The organism is uncultured Corynebacterium sp. (genome assembly GCF_946998835.1).
Taxonomy (GTDB): domain Bacteria; phylum Actinomycetota; class Actinomycetes; order Mycobacteriales; family Mycobacteriaceae; genus Corynebacterium.
On sequence record NZ_CAMQAZ010000005.1, the window covers coordinates 35,304 to 56,829 of the forward strand.

General features: G+C 56.5%; 17 protein-coding genes and 1 tRNA gene. 8 read left to right on the plus strand and 10 right to left on the minus strand.

The features are described 5' to 3' along the window. Positions 1-99: 99 nt before the first annotated feature. From Q0U90_RS02645 to Q0U90_RS02675, 7 genes are all read left to right on the plus strand, one after another. Positions 100-173: transfer RNA gene (locus Q0U90_RS02645), tRNA-Ile, on the plus strand. A 270-nt stretch (positions 174-443) separates the two neighbouring features. Then, positions 444-2,456 (plus strand): site-specific DNA-methyltransferase, encoded by a 2,013-nt coding sequence (locus tag Q0U90_RS02650; protein ID WP_297451342.1) that lies wholly within the window; start codon positions 444-446, stop codon positions 2,454-2,456. A 2-nt stretch (positions 2,457-2,458) separates the two neighbouring features. Further along, entirely contained in the window at positions 2,459-5,026 is a 2,568-nt protein-coding gene (locus tag Q0U90_RS02655) for a DEAD/DEAH box helicase family protein (protein ID WP_297451345.1), read from the plus strand. Between the two features lie 759 nt (positions 5,027-5,785). After that, a complete protein-coding gene (locus Q0U90_RS02660; RefSeq protein WP_297451349.1) occupies positions 5,786-6,493 on the plus strand; it encodes a DUF4145 domain-containing protein in 708 nt (235 codons plus the stop codon). Positions 6,494-6,985: 492 nt separating this feature from the next. Continuing rightward, on the plus strand, positions 6,986-7,141 hold the full coding sequence (locus tag Q0U90_RS02665; protein WP_297451352.1) for a hypothetical protein: 156 nt from the start codon (positions 6,986-6,988) through the stop codon (positions 7,139-7,141). 213 nt (positions 7,142-7,354) lie between these two features. Beyond that, positions 7,355-8,122, plus strand: a complete 768-nt coding sequence (locus Q0U90_RS02670; protein ID WP_297451354.1) for a sigma-70 family RNA polymerase sigma factor — start codon at positions 7,355-7,357, stop codon at positions 8,120-8,122. Beyond that, positions 8,119-8,280 carry a hypothetical protein gene (locus tag Q0U90_RS02675; protein WP_297451357.1) on the plus strand — a complete coding sequence of 54 codons (162 nt, stop codon included), beginning with the start codon at positions 8,119-8,121 and terminating at the stop codon, positions 8,278-8,280. The genes Q0U90_RS02670 and Q0U90_RS02675 overlap by 4 nt, the downstream gene beginning before the upstream one ends. An 822-nt stretch (positions 8,281-9,102) precedes the next feature. Here the strand turns inward: Q0U90_RS02675 and Q0U90_RS02680 are convergent. Beyond that, complete coding sequence (locus tag Q0U90_RS02680) at positions 9,103-9,669, minus strand: thymidine kinase (protein WP_297451360.1); 567 nt, start codon at positions 9,667-9,669, stop codon at positions 9,103-9,105. A 95-nt stretch (positions 9,670-9,764) separates the two neighbouring features. Between Q0U90_RS02680 and Q0U90_RS02685 the strand changes: the two genes are divergently transcribed. Beyond that, complete coding sequence (locus Q0U90_RS02685) at positions 9,765-10,769, plus strand: PfkB family carbohydrate kinase (protein ID WP_297451364.1); 1,005 nt, start codon at positions 9,765-9,767, stop codon at positions 10,767-10,769. A 60-nt stretch (positions 10,770-10,829) separates the two neighbouring features. On the opposite strand, the gene Q0U90_RS02690 is transcribed toward Q0U90_RS02685, so the two are convergent. From Q0U90_RS02690 to Q0U90_RS02730, 9 genes are all read right to left on the minus strand, one after another. Next, positions 10,830-11,462, minus strand: a complete 633-nt coding sequence (locus Q0U90_RS02690) for a DUF624 domain-containing protein (RefSeq protein ID WP_297451367.1) — start codon at positions 11,460-11,462, stop codon at positions 10,830-10,832. Positions 11,463-11,576: 114 nt separating this feature from the next. Then, the gene (locus Q0U90_RS02695) at positions 11,577-12,473 is read right to left on the minus strand and encodes a carbohydrate ABC transporter permease (RefSeq protein WP_297451562.1); all 897 of its coding nucleotides are present in this window, start codon (positions 12,471-12,473) and stop codon (positions 11,577-11,579) included. A gap of 18 nt (positions 12,474-12,491) precedes the next feature. Beyond that, positions 12,492-13,337 (minus strand): sugar ABC transporter permease, encoded by an 846-nt coding sequence (locus Q0U90_RS02700; RefSeq protein ID WP_297451370.1) that lies wholly within the window; start codon positions 13,335-13,337, stop codon positions 12,492-12,494. Positions 13,338-13,517: 180 nt separating this feature from the next. Then, positions 13,518-14,846 carry an ABC transporter substrate-binding protein gene (locus Q0U90_RS02705; RefSeq protein ID WP_297451373.1) on the minus strand — a complete coding sequence of 443 codons (1,329 nt, stop codon included), beginning with the start codon at positions 14,844-14,846 and terminating at the stop codon, positions 13,518-13,520. Between the two features lie 470 nt (positions 14,847-15,316). Then, on the minus strand, positions 15,317-16,528 hold the full coding sequence (locus Q0U90_RS02710) for a DUF4032 domain-containing protein (RefSeq protein ID WP_297451565.1): 1,212 nt from the start codon (positions 16,526-16,528) through the stop codon (positions 15,317-15,319). Positions 16,529-16,610: 82 nt separating this feature from the next. Beyond that, positions 16,611-17,747 carry a sn-glycerol-3-phosphate ABC transporter ATP-binding protein UgpC gene (gene ugpC / locus Q0U90_RS02715; RefSeq protein ID WP_297451376.1) on the minus strand — a complete coding sequence of 379 codons (1,137 nt, stop codon included), beginning with the start codon at positions 17,745-17,747 and terminating at the stop codon, positions 16,611-16,613. A 97-nt stretch (positions 17,748-17,844) separates the two neighbouring features. Beyond that, positions 17,845-19,119 (minus strand): PhoH family protein, encoded by a 1,275-nt coding sequence (locus Q0U90_RS02720; protein ID WP_297451378.1) that lies wholly within the window; start codon positions 19,117-19,119, stop codon positions 17,845-17,847. 204 nt (positions 19,120-19,323) lie between these two features. Then, positions 19,324-20,760 carry an FtsX-like permease family protein gene (locus tag Q0U90_RS02725; protein WP_297451381.1) on the minus strand — a complete coding sequence of 479 codons (1,437 nt, stop codon included), beginning with the start codon at positions 20,758-20,760 and terminating at the stop codon, positions 19,324-19,326. Next, on the minus strand, positions 20,757-21,473 hold the full coding sequence (locus tag Q0U90_RS02730) for an ABC transporter ATP-binding protein (protein ID WP_297451384.1): 717 nt from the start codon (positions 21,471-21,473) through the stop codon (positions 20,757-20,759). The genes Q0U90_RS02725 and Q0U90_RS02730 overlap by 4 nt, the downstream gene beginning before the upstream one ends. Positions 21,474-21,526 lie beyond the last annotated feature (53 nt).

Genomic DNA, 21,526 nt, shown 5'->3' on the forward strand with positions numbered 1-21,526 from the left:
GGGCTTTTATCACCACACGGTGGCTGATTGCTATGATGCTATGAGGTTTTGGGCACTGGTTCATAGCGCTTAATTGCCGCTTCACAGCGCCCGATCCTTGCCCCTATAGCTCAGTCGGTTAGAGCAGAGGACTCATAATCCTTTTGTCCCAGGTTCGAGCCCTGGTGGGGGCACTAAGGTTTCGAGATTCCTCAGAAAAACCCCGAGGGACGGAAGAAAACTCCTTCACAATGTAATGAGAGAATATCTTCGGAGTACGTTTAGAACCGTTTTTCGCCTTCGTGGTTAGGGGCACAACCCAAAGCCCACCTCTCCTTTCCCCCGCCTGTGGCAATGACACCAAAAGTTGTTCGCTTTGCCTGTTATTACCTTCGGTGCGTGTCGCGGTCCTGGCTACTCTGTAAAGTACGAAAAATGCAAGGCCATACGCAAAGGAGACACAGTTGGGCAGACAACAACGCCTTGAGTTGACCTGGACAAACAAGGACAAGGCACTTATTCCAACCCAGCAAGGTCGCTATGGCTACACATGGGTAGACCCCCGCGACCCGAGGTACTGCGAAACGAGAGTCTTAACGGTTGACGAAACTGTCATCGGGACGAGGGCGGAAAAGGAAGACGGAACCACCTATTCGGAACGCTCAGATTTGGAGCCACAGTCCGACAATCTACTCATTCTGGGCGAATCTGGCGACGTGCTGGAGGCATTAACACGAGTGCCAGAGTGGTCTAAGAAGTACGTCGGAAAGGTCAAGTGCATCTACATTGACCCTCCGTTTAACACGGCTCAGACGTTCGCGAACTACGAGGATAACCTCGAACACTCCGTGTGGCTAACCATGATGAGAGACCGTCTGCTGCATTTGCGTGACTTGCTGAGCGAGAACGGTTCAATTTGGATTCACCTGGACGATGTGGAGAACCACCGGATGCGTGTTTTGCTCGATGAAGTCTTCGGGGCGGAGCATTTTGTAGCCGAAATGGTCTGGGAAAAAGTGTCTACTCCCAGCAACAACTCGCACTCAATTCCTTCCTTGACGGATACTATCGTCGTCTACTCGAAGGGGAACTTTACTCCCAACAGGATTCCCCGCACCGCCGAGATGGACGCACGGTATGACAATCCGGATAGGGACCCGAAGGGGGCTTGGACAACTGGAGACCCGTGCTCACGTCACAATGTCGGTCGAAGACAGCACCCGGGCGTCTACGGAATCCAACACCCAATTACAGGAGAAGTAATCTACCCCCCGTTCAATGCAAACTGGAGGTTCGAGCAGGAGACTATCTGGAACGCGCTCAACGAGTATTGTGAGTACGAACTTGGCGAGGTGACCGAAGAAGAACTTCAAGCTCGGCGCCGAATCGAAGGTGACAACGTAGAACTTCGCGAGGACATTAAACCACTCCTAGTTAAGAACTTCGACGGCTCGACCGTGTCCCATGCGAAGGAGAGGTACAGCCAAGGGTCTTGGCCAATTTTTATGCTGACCGGTGGTGGAAAGGGCGGGTTTCGCTTTAAGAGGTTCTTGTCTGACGTTCAAGGAACGGTGCCAAGGAGTCTTTTGACATGGAAAGACGTGGGGCACAATGACTCCGCCAAGAAGGAAATTTCTGCGCTCCTTCCCGACTACCGACCATTTTCCACCCCCAAGCCCGAACGCCTACTCGAGCGCATTATTCACATCGCCACGAACCCCGGCGACATTGTGCTCGACGTGTTCGCTGGTTCCGGAACAACCGCAGCGGTTGCCCAAAAGATGGGCCGACGCTGGGTCACCTGCGAACTCGTCGAAGATACCTTCAAGCGCTTTACTCGCCCTCGCCTTGAGATGGTCATTAACAACGAAGACCAGGGCGGAATCACCGTTCAGAAGGAAGAACGCGCCGACGCAACCGAGGACGGTTTACCCGAAGGCTTGACACCGGACGAAGCACAGAAGTTCACATCATTGCTGAATAAGACCATTAAGTACGACGACGAACTCAAGAAAAACCCTGCAATCAAGCAACTCAAAAAGATGACCAAGACTAAGCCCGTCAAGGGAATCGTCAACTGGCGAGGAGGCGGTGGCTTTACCGTCGCCCACCTTGAGCCTGCTTGCTTCGACTACGACCCCGAGGTGGCACTCACCACCCTGACCGAACAGGCAACAGGCAATCTGCTCGTACGCTCCGTGGCGGCACAACTTCGCTTCACGCTGACCCCCAAAGATTTACACTTCGACGGCTCGCGCGGTCGCGAGCACCTCGTCGTGGTCGAAGGTGTGCTTGATGGGGAGAAGATTGACGAGATCATGCCCCACCTCCCTGATGGCCACTCGGTACTGTTCGCGGCAACGGTGGTTGACGAGACTGCCCACGAGCACGTCAGGGGTCTTAAGAACGGCTCCCGCGTCCTTCACGTCCCGCTTGACCTGTTTCCATATTCCAACGTTGCCGAGGAGGAGAAGTAACCATGGTGTTAGACATTGCATACGACGAGAACCTGGTTGCAGAACTCACCTCAAAGTTCGACCTCCGTGCTCCGAACACCGAAGCGCTTTCCGAATTGGTGAAACGAGCCCAAAAGGGCAACTACAACGCCTTGGAGCCATTGGTGCTCAACCTTGCAACGGGTGCTGGCAAGACCTACGTTATGGCTGCGTTTATTGAGTATTTGCGCCGCCAAGGCCATCCCAACGTCATGGTGGTGACCCCGACGAAGGTAGTGCAGGACAAGACCGTCCTCGACTTCTCAGAAGGCTCGCACCGATACATTGGCGGCTTCGACATTCCGCCCCGACTTGTCACTCCGGGTGACATGTCGAACTTGCGCACCAAAGATGCAGCCGCCGACTTGTTTGTTGGCGAAAGTGCCTCAACACTCTATGTCTTCAACGTTCACCAACTTTTTCCGCCAAAGGAAGGCGGCAAGAACGTAGCCACTGGCGAAGAAGCAGCACGACGCAAGACCTGGAAGTTCCAAGAGGACTCCGGAGCCTTGGCACAACGACTTATTGACACGGAGGACTTGGTCATTATTGCCGACGAGTCCCACCTTTTCGGTGCCACTGCGAAGACGTTCCGCAAGTCGTTGAACGCGCTCAAACCGGCTGTAACCGTGGGACTAACGGCCTCACCGGACGAAGACGACGACATTGTCTACCGCTACCCGCTGTGGCGTGCTATTCAGGACGGCTACGTCAAGCAGCCGGTGCTGGTCTACCGCGACTCGGGCTATGACTCGGAAGACCGCCAACTCCAAGACTCACTGTCGCTTCTGGCTATCAAGGAAGAGGCGTACGCGAACTACAGGGCTGCACACCCGGATGGCAAGCAGACCAAACCTTTGCTGTTCGTGGTCTGTTCCGGTGTTCCCCATGCGACCGAGGTTGCCGAAAGGCTTCGTGGCCCCGGTCTTGTCGGAGACCCGCTCGCGGTGCTCCAGGTGGACAACGAGCACAATGACAACGCGACCCAGTCGTTCTTGCGCTACCTCGACACGGACAACTCCCCAGTTCGAGTAATTGTGTCGGTTAACAAACTCCGTGAAGGTTGGGACACGAAGCGAATCGCCGTGATGTGTACCCTTCGCACCATGGGCTCGGAGGTACTGACCCAGCAGGTCATGGGACGAGGCCTTCGGCTACCGTTCGGGGCGCTGACCGGTGTGCCAGCCATTGACGAGTTGGACATCTTGTCGCACGAGTCTTTCGTGAAACTGCTTGAGAGTGAAAACGTGCTCAAGCAGTTCGGTATCGAAGACGCAGTCGAGGACCCAGACGGCATGGAGATTATCACCCCGCCTGGCACCTCCAACCCGCCACAGGTTGGCACTGGGGCGGGCACCACAGGCGGTATGCCTGCTTACACCGGCGAAACTTCCACCACCACTGTGCAACCTAACGAAGGCACGCTCATCTCCCCCGACGTGCCGGCCACCGCGGGTAGTCGCACCGTCGGTACGCGAGCACTGACCGACTACGAAGACATCTCTGGCGGCTCCGAGACCTTCATGCCTGTAACTGTCCACGTCAACGAGAAATACGCCGGCACCACCTTCGATTTCCCGTCTTCGACCATGACGAAGACAAAGAAGCAGTTCGAACTGGTAGACGTCACGAACTCCGCAGTCATCGAGCAAGCAGGCAAGGTTACCGACACCGACGAGTACCTAGCCCGCACCAAGATTGGCGTTGCCGACGAAGGCAACAAGATCGAACTCGACAATGACGAGCGCTCTGTAGTGCCAAGTTTTCGCCAATCTACCACCCAGGTTGCTGCAGAACTTATCCGCCGGGTCATGGGTTCCGGAACGGTTGCCGCAACGGCAGAAAACACCAGCCAACTCAAACGTCGCATTGTGCCGACTTTTATGGAGGCGACCAAGATTGAGCAATGGACGGAGAAAGCTAAGGAGTCCGCGGCACGACACCTCAAAGACCTAGTGGTTGACGAGTCCAAGAAGGCCAACGCCCAGACTGGCACGACGGTGACTATTCACCCAGTAACCCTGCCGGTTGACGAGTCGTTCCCGTTGGAACTCGACAAGAAGGTTCTCGACCTGCTCGATCAGCAAGCAAAGAGTGCAGGCAAGGCAGGCTTTAGCGATTCCGAGTACTACGGCACCTGGAAAAAGGGCCTTTTCGAGGCTGCACGCTTTGACTCGTTCACTGGCGAGTACCGCCTTGCAGCACTGCTCGACCTCGACCCGAACGTTGTGTGGTGGAAGCGCATCTACAACCACGAAGGCGCACGAGTGGCCTACACTCCGCACCACTCATACGTGCCTGACTTCGTGGTCTACGACAAGGACGACATCCACTGGATTGTCGAAGCCAAAGAGAACCGCGGCCGCAACGACGAGCGCGTCCAAGCCAAGCGTACAGCCGCTGAGCGCGTAGTACGCCAACTCGTCGGCATGCCGGAATATGAGGACCAAACCTGGGGCTACCTCATTGCCTATGAGGACGACATTGCCTCTTCCGACTCGTGGGCCGACTTGGTTGCCGGTTCGGTGACGGAGAGGATGCCGAAGTTGTAGGAAGACAAAGAAGAGCCGGACCGAAGGAAGTTCCTGCGGTCCGGCTTTGTACTATTCAGGAAAATCGTGTTGATGAAGCGATCTCGGCTTACAGAGACGGTTCCGAATCGGAGCAAATGTCGTCGCTCTCATCCAGGTTGGGCCGGTCAGCATAGCCAGGGAGTTGGAACGGCATGTCGGCCACCGCTTTGAGACGGAACGATATCTTCGCATCCACGAAATTGCTCAGTGCTTGTCCAACCGTCAGGTTATTGCACTTGATATTGACCACCGGAAGCTTTCCATCATTCTTAGGTTTCAGAGGGTGCCTCCCCTCCGCTTCTGCGTCCAGTTTGTTGACTGCCCACCGAGAGAAGAAGACTTCCGAGTAGTCACGGCACTCAGCATGGGAGAGGACGAACCATCCACTGATTCTGGTCCAGTTCAGTGAGGTTATAAATGCTTATCGCTTGTCCAGTGACATCCTGGTAGCGACACCCAGTTCCTACGTAGTCGGTCTTGACGATTGTCTCCATTGGTTCAACATCGAACGTTTCTTCGTAGTAAACATCAAGTTCTTCATATTCAGCCAAATGCACTGCTTAAGTGACAGCCCAGATAATCAAGATGAAATACGATGCAGCAGGTATTCCGCTGCTGGATCCCCACCTACAGCCGCCTAGTCCATCTAGCGAGACTGCCCCTCGTTCTAATGGGGCTCGGCGACATCGCGGCGAACGTTATGCTAAGCGTGTCGGTTCCCGTTTTCGAAGGAGAGAAATGCTCGATTACAACGGCTTCGCCCTACTTTCGCTAGACCGCTACAACGGGCATGTTTCGTTCAGGTTCGATGAGGACATGGCGCAAAACGGTTCAATCACTTGCCCCATTTGTGGAGAAGGAAAAACGGTCAATGTTGCCTGGGCTCAGGACCGACGCCCGTTCGTTAAAACCATTTACCACTGGATGGTGTGCATGGACTGCTGCGGGGCATCAATTCGCATCGCCCCCGAAAGTGGTGGGGCGACCGTGTATCCGCCTCACCCCAGCGGCCGGCACATAGAACACCTACCAACCGATGTCATGCGAATGTGGAAAGAGGCGAACCTTACGTACTCAGTGGGTGCCTACACCAGTGCGGTCTTGATGTGCCGAAAGGTTATCTTTGCCACTGCAGTGAAGTGTGGTTTGCCCGAAAAGGACGACAAGGGCCGTGCGCCAAACTTCGCGGAGTGTGTGAACTATCTCGTCGATAAGGGAATCATCACGGCGCATATCAAAGACAATTGGGCGGATAGCATCAGAATCTGGGGCAATGCCGCCACTCACGAGATTGAATCGGTCAGAGCCTCAACCGCAGACAAGGCCGTCAAATTCACCGAACAAGTGCTCTTAATGTCATTCGAATATCCGGGCGCGGCTAAAGCGGAAATTGAGACAGAGGAAGAACGCCAGTCTGTGGAGTCCCGCAGTAGCATAGCTCCGTAGCAACTTGAAACAGACGCGTAACCGCACCGAGCTCCATGACGGGGACTAGCGGCTCACCTCAGTTAGAGCACACTGCCCGACGGGACGCTTTTGCCCCGTTGAGGTTGAGCTCCAACATTGCTGCTTTATCCGACGGGTTTCAGACCTCGTAAGAAAAGTGACCCGGAACTCCGCCTCGGTGTACTCGTAACGGAAGTCGACGAATATGGGCGCTCCTGACCTGAGCGCCAGTGACATGGCGTCTCGCTCAAAACCGTCAAACTTGGCATTGAACATATGAATGTCGGTGTTAAGGCAGAGCGTGGAGTAGCCCAAAACGGCTTGTCCGTGAACTGCCACGCGACGGCCAACAATCGGTACCCACTTGGGCTCTCGCGCCGGTGAAGTCCACCTCTGAAGAATTCCGCGTGCAGCCGCGATCCGCTGGATGTCCTCACCGGGAGTGCTCATTGCGAAGCACCTTCCAAGGACGGTCATCGCGCCCCGAAGGACATGCTGTTCACCGAAGAAATCTGGGAACCGACCGGAACCGAATTGCTCGGCCGCGCGAAGTCTTACGGGCCGGGCAAGCACTCTGTGCTCGGACTGCACAGACAAGGCATAAACGCCGTGCTGACGAATACTGCCCGCACGTTCCACACCGTCTAGCCGTTTCTGGCTCTCTACCGCCTGGTCTAAGGCACGCACCTTGGGCAGGCGGGTCCTGCGTTCACGAAGCGTTCCTTGCTTCGAATCCTCGGAATCGGAGGACCACACGACGGTGGGGCGCGGGCCTAGCCTCGTCCCATTGCGACAACGCACTTCCTACCCCTTGGGGACAACCAGCAGATAGACTCTCCTCCAACAACGGTAGGGAGGGTCGTGAGCGACTTAGATAGGTTTCGCAACGAAGGGCGACACAAGCGCAAAACCACTGCCTCATGGGTGCAGTCCACCAAGCCTAGCGAAGAGTCAGAACGCCTTGCGGGTGATCTTGAACTCTATGAAGTTCTGCGAGAGCAAGGCTTCCAGGGCAGGGACTACGACGATTTTGAAATCGAACTCATGGGGTACGGGTTCGCTTGTATCAAGAAGTGGATGCTGACGGGGGAACTACTCTCCAAATGCCGTGAGAAGCTGAGTTTCGTTCCCACTGACGAGGAAGTCCGTTTAGATCTCCTTACCGCAGATGAGGCGGAAGAAATTGCTCAAGACATCATCGTGGAATCCGTCCTCGGGTTCCGGGAAGACGCGCTTGTTGGAGGAAAGTGGTCACCGACTGGCGGAGCAAGTCTGAAGACTTTCTTTGTCGGTAGGTGCTTAATTGAGGCGTGCAAGGTGCTTGACCACCGCGCCAGAGCACTCAAGAGGGCTACACGTTATATCCAAGAGGTAGAGGAAGATGACCTGTTCGAACTGCCCTCGCGCGACACGCCCTTGGAGACCCAGTTTGAACTTGACGACGAACTGCGCCGCGTGGCCGGATTGCTGTCAGACAAGGAGTTAGAAGTAGCGCGTCTGCATTCCGAAGGGCTTTCGGCCAAGGAAATTGCGGACAGGCTAGGGATGCGTCCCCGAAATGTGAACAAAGCGTTGGAGAGGGTACGTGCGAAGGCGCGAAAGCATAGGAACGAAGGAGGCGTAGCATGACCAACCGTTATAAGGAGGCTTTGGGACGCTCGTCGTTCGGTACCCAAGAGGTACGCCAAATGCGGGCCAAGGTGTCGAATAAACAGACAGCAACAATGGCGAGGAAACTTGCCGAAAAACGTGCGTCAACCAGCAAAAAGGGGAAATATCCACGTTAGCCCCCCTAAGACTGAGTAACGGGGCCGAGTTGCAGCTCGACCCCGTTGAGACGAGAGGTTAGTCTCGGTCACCACTTGGACGTGATACACCGAGTCTAACTGAGTTGACAGCGTTTCAAACACGAAACGCGCTCACTCTCGTCAGACTCCGAAGGAGGACGTCGACAATGGCTCGACGCACTGTTAACCGGTCCGCAAAGACGGGCAAGTTCGTTTCCAACGCGACTAAGGGTCGGTGGCCTAACAAGACCACGACCGAAAGGGTCGGAAGGGGAACTAGCAACAATCGCACCGTGACCCGCTCCGCAACGACGGGTCGCTTCGTCACGACACGTTGGGGCGACGAGAACCCTGGCGGAACTATCCGCCAGCGGGTTTAGCCGAAGAATTCCGCTCCTGACGGAGTCGGCTGGCTAGGAGACCCCATTCATGCTGACTGAGTTCGGCGTGAATGGGGTTTTCCCCGCGGAGCCCGCACCGGGGCCACGAGCGCGACGTGCTTTTCGACCGCTGGAGCCAATGGGAACAACGAAAGAGCGAGGAGACGGCACACGTAATTGAGATGCCGTTTTTGGCGTACCTTCGCGGACGATGCGGGGTAAGCCTGACTGTGGCGGAACGGTTTCCGAGACGATACGCGAAGCGGACGCCAAGGCGGGGGCGTGGTTTACCTGGTAAGCGAACTGGCGTGGAAAACTTTGGGCGAGGCCGTCGCACACCGAGCGCAAGGCCGTGGTGTTAATGCAGATAGAAGAATTTCTGACCACCACCCTGGTGGGCGAACTTCTGAACTAACTCCCGATACCGCCCTCCTAGCCCACCTCACGCCCACTTACCCGACATCCGGTTGTAACAGCTGGCACACAGGGAGATGTACTTCGGCGCTTCGAGTGCCTCAATTTCCACGGTCTCGCCGTCGAGAATAATGCTGCCGTCCGGATTCAACCGCGCAGTAAAAATCGCTTTCTGCCCACAGGTGCAAATTGTCTTGATTTCCTCAATGGTGTGGGCGACTTCAAGCAATCGCTGGGAGCCCGGGAAGGCGTGGGTGCGAAAGTCGGTACGCAGGCCGTAGCAGAGCACCGGGGTACCGCGCAGGGTGATGCCCAGCAACTGATCGACCTGGACAGGGGTAAGAAACTGTGCTTCATCGATGATTAGGCAATCGTGGCCGTCGGCAAGCGAGGAGAGGTCATCGCCGTCGTGAATGAGGTGCGCGCGTTCCGCGATTCCGATGCGGGAGTGCACGTCGCCGTCAGCCAATGTATCGACGGCCGGCTTGGCAATCAACGGTCGCATGTCGCGCTCGCGGTAGTTGTGCGCGACGCGGAGGACCTCGATGGATTTTCCGCTGTTCATGGTTCCGTAGCGGAAGTACAGTTTTGCCATAGCCATCGATTGTAGGGCATCGATTCAGGCGTTCTGGTGGGCGGGACACCGGCGAAGCCAACGCGGATTTGAATTCGCGACTATCCTATATTTTTATGCAGCCGATTCCTGACCTGAATGAGAATCCAACCGTTGTTGTATGTGGCTCTATCCACCTAGATACCCTGGTACAGGTCGATAGTGTCCCCGCAGAAGGTGGCACGCTCATCGTTGATGACGGCACCAATTCGCTGGGCGGTAAGGGCGCCAACCAAGCCGTTGCCATCGCTTACGACGGTGTTCGTGCGGTCATGGCCGGCACGGTTGGTGAGGACCGCGCGGCAGATGTGGTGGTCGAGGAATTGAACGCCCACGGCGTGGATGTCCACTCCATACAGACTTCCTGGGATTTGCCGACCGGCAGCGCTTTCGTCGCCACAAACCGCACGGGCCGCCCGGTGATTTTTGTCCAGCGCGGTGCTGACGCGCTGACCGACCCCACCGACTTCGTCGACGAGTTCGCATCAGCGGATGTCGTTCTCGCACAGGGCGAACTCCTCCCCGAAGCAACTGAGGCGATTGCATCCGTCGCGTCCATGTACAACGCACGGCTGGTGCTGAACCTCAATCCGGTCACGACCGTCACACCTGCGCTGATTGACCATGCCGATCCACTCATCGTCAACATGAAGGGTGCCTGGGAGACGATTCGCCGCCTCGACATCGCAGAGGGCATCCGCGCCACCGACTACCGCGCACAGCTCGAGGCACTACTCCAGTACTGCCCCAGCGTCGTCATGCTCCGCGGCGACAACGGCTGTCTTTTCGCTCAGCACTCCGACGGCCTCGACGACGAGCCCACGATCTACGAGCATCCCGCGCTCAAACTGCCAGAGGAAAAGATCGTCGACGGCACCGGCTCCGGCGATGCGTTCGTCGGCACGCTCACCGCGGAGCTGGCTAAGGGCACCTCGCTTTACGACGCCATCCCTCTGGCCACCGCAGCAGGCGCGGCAGCCGTACAGGCAGTTGGAGCATGCTCCGCGTTTGTCCGCCGCGAGCGGCTGCTCGAGATGGTCGAGGCGGAGGACTTTCCCCCGATTAAGGAATACGAGGGTTAAGGAACGGCACCCGGTTGGTGTTCGAGCTCGCGTCGCTGAAGTCAGTGCCGGCAGGAAAACCTAGTCAAGGCCGGCTGGCAGCGCGGGCTCAAGCGCAAGCATCACCAAATACCAGCTCAACGCGTATCCGATAAGGAACACGTAGGTGGAAATGGCGTAAATCTGCCCTGGGAAAAAGAATATGGCCGCGGGCACGATGAGAAGTGCTAACACTGCGAGCGCAGTCCGCGGTAGGTGCTTGACGGTCATGCTGGTGGCCGTTGCCAGGGTTCGGCGTAGCGACGATTGCCCGTCGGAAAGCGAGCACAGCGGATAGACCCACGCGGTGATTCCGAGCAGGACCAGCGACCCTGAGGTAACTCCTGCAGCGAAGATTAGGCCGAGAGTGCCGAGGTCCGCGCGGGAGATAACGTAGTACTCGTAGCCAATGGCGCCGGTGAGTACCAAGGTCAACAGCCACCACAGAGTTGGTGTGCGCCAATTATCCAACAGTGCGCGTAAAAAACGCCGTACGCGAGCCGAGCCTTCGTCACGGACCATATCGCGAGCCACCACTACCCCAGCGCGCGTCGCGGCGCCTGCAGTGACTATCGGGATGGATGCGACGATCATCAGCAAGTTAATGATTACAAGGTCTGCTAACAGCGACCAGGCTGCGTAGAACTTTGTATCGGTGCTGAAAAATCTATCCACGGGTTCATATCCTAATAAAGGCTGATTAACAGACGAAAGCCTCAACCTACGCGGTTGAGGCTTTCGCTTTGGAAAACGCAGTGCGTGGCGTTTTATGCGCTAGCGGTTACGTGGCTATCCCTTAACGGCGCCCGCAGCAACACCTTCAATAATGTGCTTCTGGGTGGCGACGTAGAAGATCACAATCGGAATAATTGCGAGGACCAGCATAGCCATCATCGCGCCAAGGTCACGGTTACCGTTGGAGCCAACGAAGCTCTGAACGACGACCGGGATGGTCTTGTACTTAGTGGACAGACCGATGACCAGGTACGGCAGCAGGTAGTCGTTCCATACCCACATCGCGTTCAAAATAGCGACCGTCACTGCAGTCGGCTTAAGCATGGGCAAAACGATGCGGAAGTAATTCTGCATCGGAGATGCACCATCAATCATCGCAGCTTCCTCGATGTCAATCGGGATGGACTTGATGAAGCCGGCAAACATGAATACCGACAGGCCAGAGCCGAAGCCCAGGTAGAGAACCACGATGCCAAGCGGGTTGTTCAAGTGCAGCATGTCAGCAATCTTGACGGTTGGGAACATCACCATCTGGAACGGGATGACCATCGAGAACACGAACAGGTAGTACAGCAGCGAGGTCCACCACGTCTTCACGCGCGTGATGTAGTAGGCAGTCATCGCGGAGAAGAACACAATCGCAACAACGGAGAGAATCGTAATGACGAAGGACCACACGATGGCCCAGCCGAAGCCCTCCTTCATCAGGCCGACAGCGTAGTTTTCAAATCCGACCCACATGTCGCCCAGTGGCAGCTGGAAGGGGTTGTCTGAAATCGCGAACTTTGACTTGAAAGAGTTGAAGATAATGAACGCGATTGGTCCCAAGAACACGACGGTTAAGAACACCAGAATCGCGTAGATGATGACCTTGGTTACACCGCCAACCTTGGCCTCGTCCTGTTTGACAGGCTTGGCTTTGGGGGACTTGGTGGCCGTTTCTGTGGTCATTGCAGCGTCGACAGACATTTATGCCTCCACTTCCTTGCTGCGGGTTGCGCGCAGCTGCAGCATCGCGATCGCGACGACCACGACGACGAAAATTACTGCCTTAGCTTGACCAACGCCTTCCACACCAATTCGGTTGAACATGGTGTTGACGATGTTCAGAGCGACCATTTCTGTTTCTGAACCCGGCGCACCATTGGTCAGGGCCAAGTTTTGGTCGAAGAGCTTGAAAGTGTTCGACAGGGTCAAGAAGAGGCAAATGGTAATCGATGGCATGACCATCGGGATAGTAACGTGACGCAGGATTTCCCAGCGTCCAGCGCCATCAATTTCCGCAGCTTCAATGAGCTCCGGTGGGACATTCTGCAGACCGGCAATGTAGATAATCATCATGTAACCGACCAGCTGCCAGTTAATGAGAATAATCAGACCGGCGTAACCGAACTTCCAGTCGGACACAATCGTCGTACCGTACGATGCCAGCACGGCGTTAATCATCGACTGCCAGGTGTAACCGAGCACGATGCCACCGATAAGGTTCGGCATGAAGAAGACCGTGCGGAAGAAGTTCGTGCCCTTTAGCTTGCGCGTCAAAATCCATGCAATCCAGAACGCGAACAAGTTCACGGTAATGATGGAGACAACCACCACCATGACAGTGAAGCCGAAGGAAGCGACGAAGCCCTCTCGCTCACTAAAAGCCTTCTGATAGTTCTCGATACCGACCCACTGCGCATCAGTGATGGTCGTGAAATCAGTAAATGATAGGAAGAAACCGATAACGAATGGGACCAGGAACGCGATTGCAAAGGCAATCAGCGTAGGTAGCACAAAAATTGGGAAATATTTTTTCAATGTTGCTTGCATCTACAACACCGCTCCTAAAGCTAAAGGCGGAGCCCGGTACCTCGAGACCGGTTCAACAGGTCACCGAGCCCCCGAGCTCCGCCTTGCTATTGGTTCTACGCATTCCGTCGCCTGCTCTTACGAGAGAAGCTTTCGCTTCACGCTTGCCGACGGAATGGCTCACCAGTTATTTGCTGGAATTTACTTGCTGGAAGATTCCGCAGCCCAGCTGTCGGCGAAGGTCTCGACAACCTTGTCCCACGGCATCTTTCCAGAAGCGTACTGCGCCAGCGCTGCGCCAAAATCATCCTTGAACTGCTGAGATGGGAAGTACTGGAAGTCCCACGGAATGGTAGCCAGGTCCTCGTTCTCGATTGCAGCAGCAACTTCCTTGGCCAACGGATCGTTCGGAGTGTCAGCCTCGGTGAAGTTCTGGAACGGAGCAATGAAGCCGAGGTCCTCGACGACGTACTTCTTGCCCTCGTCGGTGTTGAACAGCCAGTTGACGAAGTCCTTCGTTGCCTTCTGGGAGGCTTCCGATGCCTTGGCATTGACCGTCAGGTAGTTCTCAGTACCGACAGAGATGCCGGTCTTGCCCTCGTCCTTCAGGCCCATGTACATGGGCATGAACTTAATCTTGTCTTCCTTGACCACGTTGCCGGAGACTTCACTGATCTGCGACCAGGCCCAGTTACCGTTCTGCACCATTGCGGCCTTGCCCTGTGCAAACTCGGCCATCGAGTCAGATACGGCCTTCGACGGGGCCAGAGTCTTCTCGACTGTGGAGTTGTTCAGGTACAGATCGAAGAGGTTCTTGAACTCCTTGTTGTACTTGAACTTCACATCAGCAGTTTCCTTGGTGCCAAGGTCCTCGAACTCGTAGTGGACCGGACCGTTAGCCAGGTGGGTCTGCCAGCGCCAATCCTCACCGGATGCCAGCGAGGTGGAAGCGAAGGCACCGGAGATGCCCAGCTTGTCCTTCTTGGCCTGCATGTCCTCAGCGACTTCCTTCAGCTTGCCGAAGGCCTTGATTTCATCGATGCTCTTGGCCTTGGCATCTGGCAACGCAAAGTACTTGTCCATGATCTCTTCGTTGTAGATCAGGCCATATCCCTCAACTGCGAACGGGACGCCGTAGACCTTGCCGTCCTCCCCCTTGAGCGGCTCAATGCCCTCATTAAGGTTCTTCGCAATCTCGGTGTCAGACATGTCTGCCATGTACTCCTGCCAAGTACGGAGGCCAGTCGGGCCATTGACCTGGAACAGTGTTGGCGCGTCCTTCTTGCCAATCTCGGCCTTCAGGGTTTGCTCATAGGAGTTCGAAGCAGCAGTTACGACCTTGACCTGAACGCCGGTCTTGTCAGTGTAGGCCTTCGCAATCTTCTGATATGCGGCATCCTGCTCCGGCTTGAAGTTTAGGAAATAAACACCACCATCTGCCATCTCATCATCGCTCGAGCACGCAACCAAACCGGCAGTTGCCATCATGCCAGCTACGCACACAGCTGTAAGGCGCTTGAAGTTCTTCACTATATTTTCTCCCTTGAGAAGAAAGGCCACTTCAATGGCACTCTCCGAGCAATTCGGACGATTTCTTGCCAGCGGTCGTGGCCTATTTGGATTGTCCCGCCTTGCGGCTAGAAGTAGCCTTTCACGCGAACTTCGACGCCACCCACACGGGAACTTGGTCTCACCAAAATCTTACGCGACCTAAACCGATTGAGGTTCCCCGCTAAGACGTTTGCGAACAAATGCTAAGTTGATAAATAACATAAGTCCGCACGGAGAATCCTAAACATGTGACGATTTTCGCCACGCAAGCCCATTTACCAGCACTAAAGCAACAATCCCGCCGCTGCAGGCAAGTCGCGCCTCCCGACGGTCATCCAACCGCCGATTACCCCTATTTGACCTATGCTTATATTTTCATACATATCAACGGGTCGTTTACTTGTCACTTTTGGATTAAATGTACGCCCGGCAGTCAGCCACTCAGAGAGCTACTCAGCCTCATCGCCCGCCGGAAGATATACGGACTCATCTCGATGTCTGGGCAACACCCAATCCACGTAGCTACGCACCGCCTCTTCAAGTGGCACATCTCCCTGACGCTTTTCCGCCATGTACCAACGATGCTCCAAAACCTCGTGGAAAACCTGCGCATCCTGCAGTCTTCCGCGCAGGTCCTCGGGCACAGCCAGAAGTGTGGCCTCGAAAACTTCACGCAGCCATCGGTGCGCAACCTGCTCTAGCGGTACCTCTTCCAGCCCTTCCGCCAACCGGAAGGTCTGCATGCTGTTGAGCATCCTCCGCGCTTGCCCCTCCTGCACGTCCAGCCCTGTCAACCGCATCAGCTGCCGGTGGTGATGACCTGCGTCGACCACTCGCGGACGGAACACAACGCGGCCACCGTCACTCGTGACGTTCAGCTCGCCGACATCGAAGCCGAGGTCATTGAGCCTGCGTATCCGCTCATCGACGAGCCAAGTCTCACCAACACCAATGGACTCTTCCCCAGTAAGTTCTTGCCACAGGTCCTCATAACGCTCAATAATGCGCTTGCCCACCGCAATTACATCCAATTCAGAATCCAGGAATCCACCGGCCTGCAAATCCATGAGCTCGCCGATGATGTTGGTATGGGCAACGTCGACGTCGTAAAGCCTGCGGGAATCTGAGAGCGTGCCCTGTAAATCTCCCGTTTCGGCGTCGACAAGGTAGGCGGAGAAAGCGTCTGCGTCACGACGAAACAACGTGTTCGACAGCGACACGTCGCCCCAGTAGAAACCAAGCAGGTGTAGACGGACTAACAGGACTACCAGCGAGTCAATCAGACGAACCACGGTGTCGCGCGTGACCTGCTGGGAAAAAACTGCACGGTACGGCAGCGAATACTCGAGATGTTCTGTGACAAGTGCGGCAGTTAACGGCTCACCATCTGCATCTTTGCGACCGGTGATTACCGCAAGCGGACGAACCGATGGAGCGCCGAGTCGCACCAAGTCACGCAGCATTCGATATTCATGATGAGCAGTGAATTCGCCGATTTCTTTCACCGCTATGACGCGGTCATCCAAGTTGACGAATCGAACGACATGCCGCGAGATGCCCTGCGGTAGGGCCGCTAACAAATCGTCCGGCCACTCCTCCAGCGGTATATGCCAAGGAAGACGCAGAAGCTTCGAAGCCACCGTCGTCGCGGCTATTTTCATAGTTTCCGACACGGTGGCTCCTAATGCTGTCCTACAGTTCCGCTGCCCTACCAGCTACTCATTTCTTCTCAAACGAAGGGGTTTAAGCCGGAAGGCGCTTGCCAGTCGACTTAGAGAACAGGTGCAGCATGCCCGGACGAATCTTTCCGTAAACTACCGAGCCCAACTTCGGCGCGGTACGCGGGGCGGTACGGATAACCACCTGACCGTGCTCTTCTTCGTCCGGGTTCGAGGAGGATCCGGAGCTCAGTGCGCCACCACCGACGAGGTCGCCATACATGAATGCGTCGGAGCCCAGCTCCTCTACCAAGTTGACCTGCACCGGAATCACGTCGTCGCCTGGCCCCTCGACCAAGTCAAACGCCTCGGGGCGGAAGCCCACGATAATCTGGTTCTGGTCCTCCGGCACCATCGCAGCAAGAGCGGCTTCTGGCAGCTTAATCTTGGCTTCACCCAACGTGGCGTAACCGTTGGCAACATCAAATGTGCCCAGGTTCATTGCAGGAGAGCCAATGAAGCCCGCGACGAATTCGTTTGCCGGAGTTTCGTAGAGTTCCTGCGGAGTACCGACCTGCTGCAGAACACCGAAGTTAATGACAGCGATGCGGTCGCCCATGGTCAGCGCCTCAGTCTGGTCGTGGGTGACGTACATAGTGGTCACACCCATCCGACGCTGCATCGCGGCAATCTGGGTACGGGTCTGAACACGCAGCTTCGCGTCCAGGTTCGACAGCGGCTCATCCATCAGGAACACCTGCGGCTTGCGCACAATCGCGCGCCCCATTGCCACACGCTGACGCTGACCACCGGACAGAGCCTTAGGTTTACGGTCCAGGAACTGAGTCAGATCCAGAGTCTTTGCAGCCTCTTCAACTCGCCGGTCAATTTCTGCCTTGTCCACACCGGCAATCTTCAGAGCGAAGCCCATGTTCTCGCGTACCGTCATGTGCGGGTACAGGGCGTAGTTCTGGAAGACCATCGCGATATCGCGATCCTTCGGCGAGACATTGGTCACATCACGGTCACCAATGAAAATCTTGCCCTCATTGACCTCTTCCAGACCTGCGAGCATGCGCAGTGTTGTGGACTTACCACAGCCGGAGGGGCCCACCAGAACCAGGAACTCACCATCGGCAATTTCCAAGTTGAACTTGTCCACAGAAGGCTTCGTCGCACCAGGGTAAATGCGAGTAGCGTCAGCGAAAGTCACAGTAGCCATGTGAATACAAACCTTTCATCGGCAGGTACGTGCCGAACGATCCGAGTGAAAGTATCCGCAGGAACAGCTCCTACGTATCTGCTTCATAAGCTTACTCTTAATCCAGCAACCCCGTCACGAGCTCGGCAATCTTGGAGCGCTCCGAGCGCTTCAGCGTGATGTGCGCAAAAAGCTCGTTGCCTTTGAGCTTCTCAATCACCGCCTGCACACCGTCATGGCGGCCGACGCGCAGGTTGTCACGCTGCGCCACGTCGTGAGTGAGAATGACCCGCGAGTTGCTGCCAAGACGTGACAGCACCGTCAGCAGTACGTTGCGCTCCAGCGACTGTGCCTCGTCCACAATCACGAAGCTGTCATGCAGGCTGCGACCGCGGATGTGAGTCAGTGGCAGGACCTCCAACATGTCGCGCGAGGCAATCTCGTCCATCACGTTCTCCGAGACCAGCCCCTCCAAGGTGTCGTAGACAGCCTGGGCCCATGGGTTCATCTTTTCGTCCTCACTACCGGGCAGATAGCCAAGGTTCTGGCCACCGACCGCGTAGAGCGGACGGAACACCACGATTCGGCGGTGCAGCCCGCGCTCGAGCACCGATTCCAGACCCGCACACAGCGCGAGCGCCGACTTACCCGTACCGGCCCGACCGCCGAGAGAGACAATCCCCACCGAGTCATCCAACAGCAGGTCGAGCGCAACACGCTGCTCCGCCGACCGCCCCTTCAGGCCAAACGCCTCCGTATCACCCCGCACAAGCTTGACGACGCCCGGGGCGCTCACCCGTGCCAGCGCAGACTGGCTACCAGCGCTGAGCTGCACGCCGCAGTGCAGCGGCTGCTCCTGAACCTGCTCGAGCTCCAGGAAGCCATTGGCGAAGAGTCGATCAATTTCCTCCGGGTCGACGTCCACTTCCACCATTCCCGAGTACCCAGTCAGTACGACGTCCTGGGCGCGGTAGTCGTCGGCAGGCAAGCCGACCGCACCAGCCTTAACGCGAAGCGGGATGTCCTTGGTGACCAGCACGACATCATGGCCATCGTGCTGAAGATTGAGGGCGCAGGCGAGAATGCGGTGATCGTTTTCGGCGGTGCGGAAGCCTGCGGGGAGGATGGAAGGATCGGAGTGGTTGAGCTCAATATGCAGAAACCCGCCAAGGTCATTGGCGGGCACAGGCCGGTCCAGGTGGCCGTAGCGGTAGCGCAGCTCTTCGAGGAAACGGAGCGCCTCTCGGGCGAACCACCCCAGCTCTGGGTGGTGGCGCTTGGCCTCCAGTTCACTCACCACGACCAGTGGAAGAACAACTTGGTGCTCATCGAACTTCTTGGTGGCGTGGGGATCGGACAGCAGGACCGAGGTATCAAGCACGTAGGTACGCATGACCTCAGGCTAAGAGTCCGAGGTAGAAATTACGTGGTTGTGAGATGAATGCTTGGTTATCAGCTGAACCACAATTGGTTACAGGCTCTAATCCTCAAGTTGAAGCCTAAGGAAGTGGCCGAGCACCGAGCACCGCTGCCCGGCCACTCCATCGCCCGGCCACTCCATTGTCCTTGCAACGGTGACCGGTCGTTGTAATCGCAACTAGTCGTTGTGGCGAATCTGGCGTCCCAGCAGCTTGTTGCGAAGTGGATCGACAGCCAAAGTCACAGCGCCAACTGCTAGAACTCCCAAGAGGTACGCCAGGGCAACAACAAGGGAGCGTTGACCAAACGTGATTTCGTTCGCAATCGGGCCGAACATGGTGGCTCCCAACAGCGCACCCATGACAAAGCCGAAGATGCTGGTCGCAAGCATGGGAAAGAATGTCTGCTTGAAAGTGACCGTGCGGTGGAAGCTGATTGGCGTACCGATGAAGTCCAGCGCCTTTGTCAGCGATGCCTCTTCATAGACGGCTGAGGCCTGAGTCAGAAGCGTTGACACCAGCAGCAGAATGAAACCGATTACGAAAGTGATAGTCACACCGGTTGCAATATCGTGCGCGAATGTGACATCTGCAACCTCTTCAATCTTGTCTTCGCCAGGCACCATCATTGTGTAGCCAAGCAGCAGGGACAGGAAGGCCATGGAACTTACTCGACGCCACGATTCCTTAGCGTTAGTCGCTACTCGTCGCGTAGCCACAAAATCACTTGAAGTACCGAAGAAGCTGGAGATGCGGGCAACAAGCTGGATAAAGAAAGGCGCCACCAGGCCAATTGCCCAGACCATCAGGTACATCATCGCTGCGACACCAAGCGTGGCCGTGACGGTCCCACCCGCGATATTGGAGTTGGCAACCACGTACAGGACACCCGCACCGATAACAACGGCCACAATCATGCGCCATGCCTTCATCGACTTGGGCACTTCTTTACGGCTAACGCCGAGTGGTGAAATCATCACCCTTCGCAAACCAACCACAGCCGCATAGAGCGCGAGGATTACCACGGCAACCCAGACCAGCGGGTAGCCCCACCAGGGCAGCAACATGTCCCAGGTATCCAGGTAGTCGTTGTCGAACTTGATTATCGCCCAGAATGGCGCGGTGGCAACCGACAACAACGTGCCCACCACAAGCCCAACAGCTGCCAATACGAGGGTTTCGATAACTACCATGCGCGTAACTGCCCCGTTAGAGAGACCAATCAAGCGCAGAGTTGCCAATCGCTGCTCACGTCCCGCAGCGCCAAGCACCGCCGACTGTGCCACCAGCGAAACCATTGCCGGGATCACAAAAACACAGGCCACTAGTGCCAGCTGCAGGTACATCTCGCCCTGACCTTGATTCATGTAATCCTCGGGTGTTGGGTTCGGCGGCAGCTTTGGCTCAGCCTGCCAACGGCGGTAAAACATCGCCGTACCGCCGACTACGACCAGTGCCAACCACGTACTCACGGTCATTGCCACCACAGACAGTGCAGACAACCAACCGTTTCCCGAATGCGATTCGCGCCCGGCGCGCTGCAGCCGCGTGCTCAAGTCCGCTAGTGCGCCGGTAGGAATTCTCTGGGGTTTTGGTGCTTCGGTTACGGTGCTCACTTTGCAACCTCCGCTCCTGCCAGCAGGCGGTCATCGTGAATCAGGCCATCGCGGATTTCCACACGTCGACGACACCAGTCGGCCACCTTCACATCGTGGGTGACCATCACCAATGTCGTACCGGTCTGCTCCACCAACGCAATCAGCTGCTGCATGACCTCATGGCCTGTGGACTGGTCCAACGCGCCAGTCGGCTCATCAGCAAAGATGACACCTGGCTCGCCGGCCATCGCGCGGGCAATTGCTACACGCTGCGCTTGGCCGCCGGACATCTGTCCTGGGCGACGGCGCGTGAGGTCCTTTAGACCCAGACGGCTGAGGACATCGTCGGCAAGCGACAGTGACTTCGAGCGCTTCTTGCCCTGCAGAATCATGGGCAGAGCGACGTTTTCTCGGGCGGTCAGCTCGGGCAGGAGTTGGCCGTCTTGGAAGACGAAGCCGAAGTCGTGCAGGCGGAGGGCGGAGCGGTCGGCGTCGGAAAGCGAGTTGACCTTTGTGTCGCCGTAGATGACATCGCCGTCGTCCGGCAGCAGCACGCCGGACATGCAGTGCAGCAGCGTGGACTTACCGGAGCCGGACGGCCCCATGACTGCAACGGTTTCGCCGGGCTCAATGGTCAGCGAAATGCCGGTGAGAACGGGAGCGGAATTGTAGGACTTAGTGATGTCGCGGATACAAAGTCGTGCGTTTCTTGGGCTGTTTTTCTCTGTCATGGCACTCATTTCACTCGCACGGACGTGATTTCAACACCGTGTTCACTTTCCTT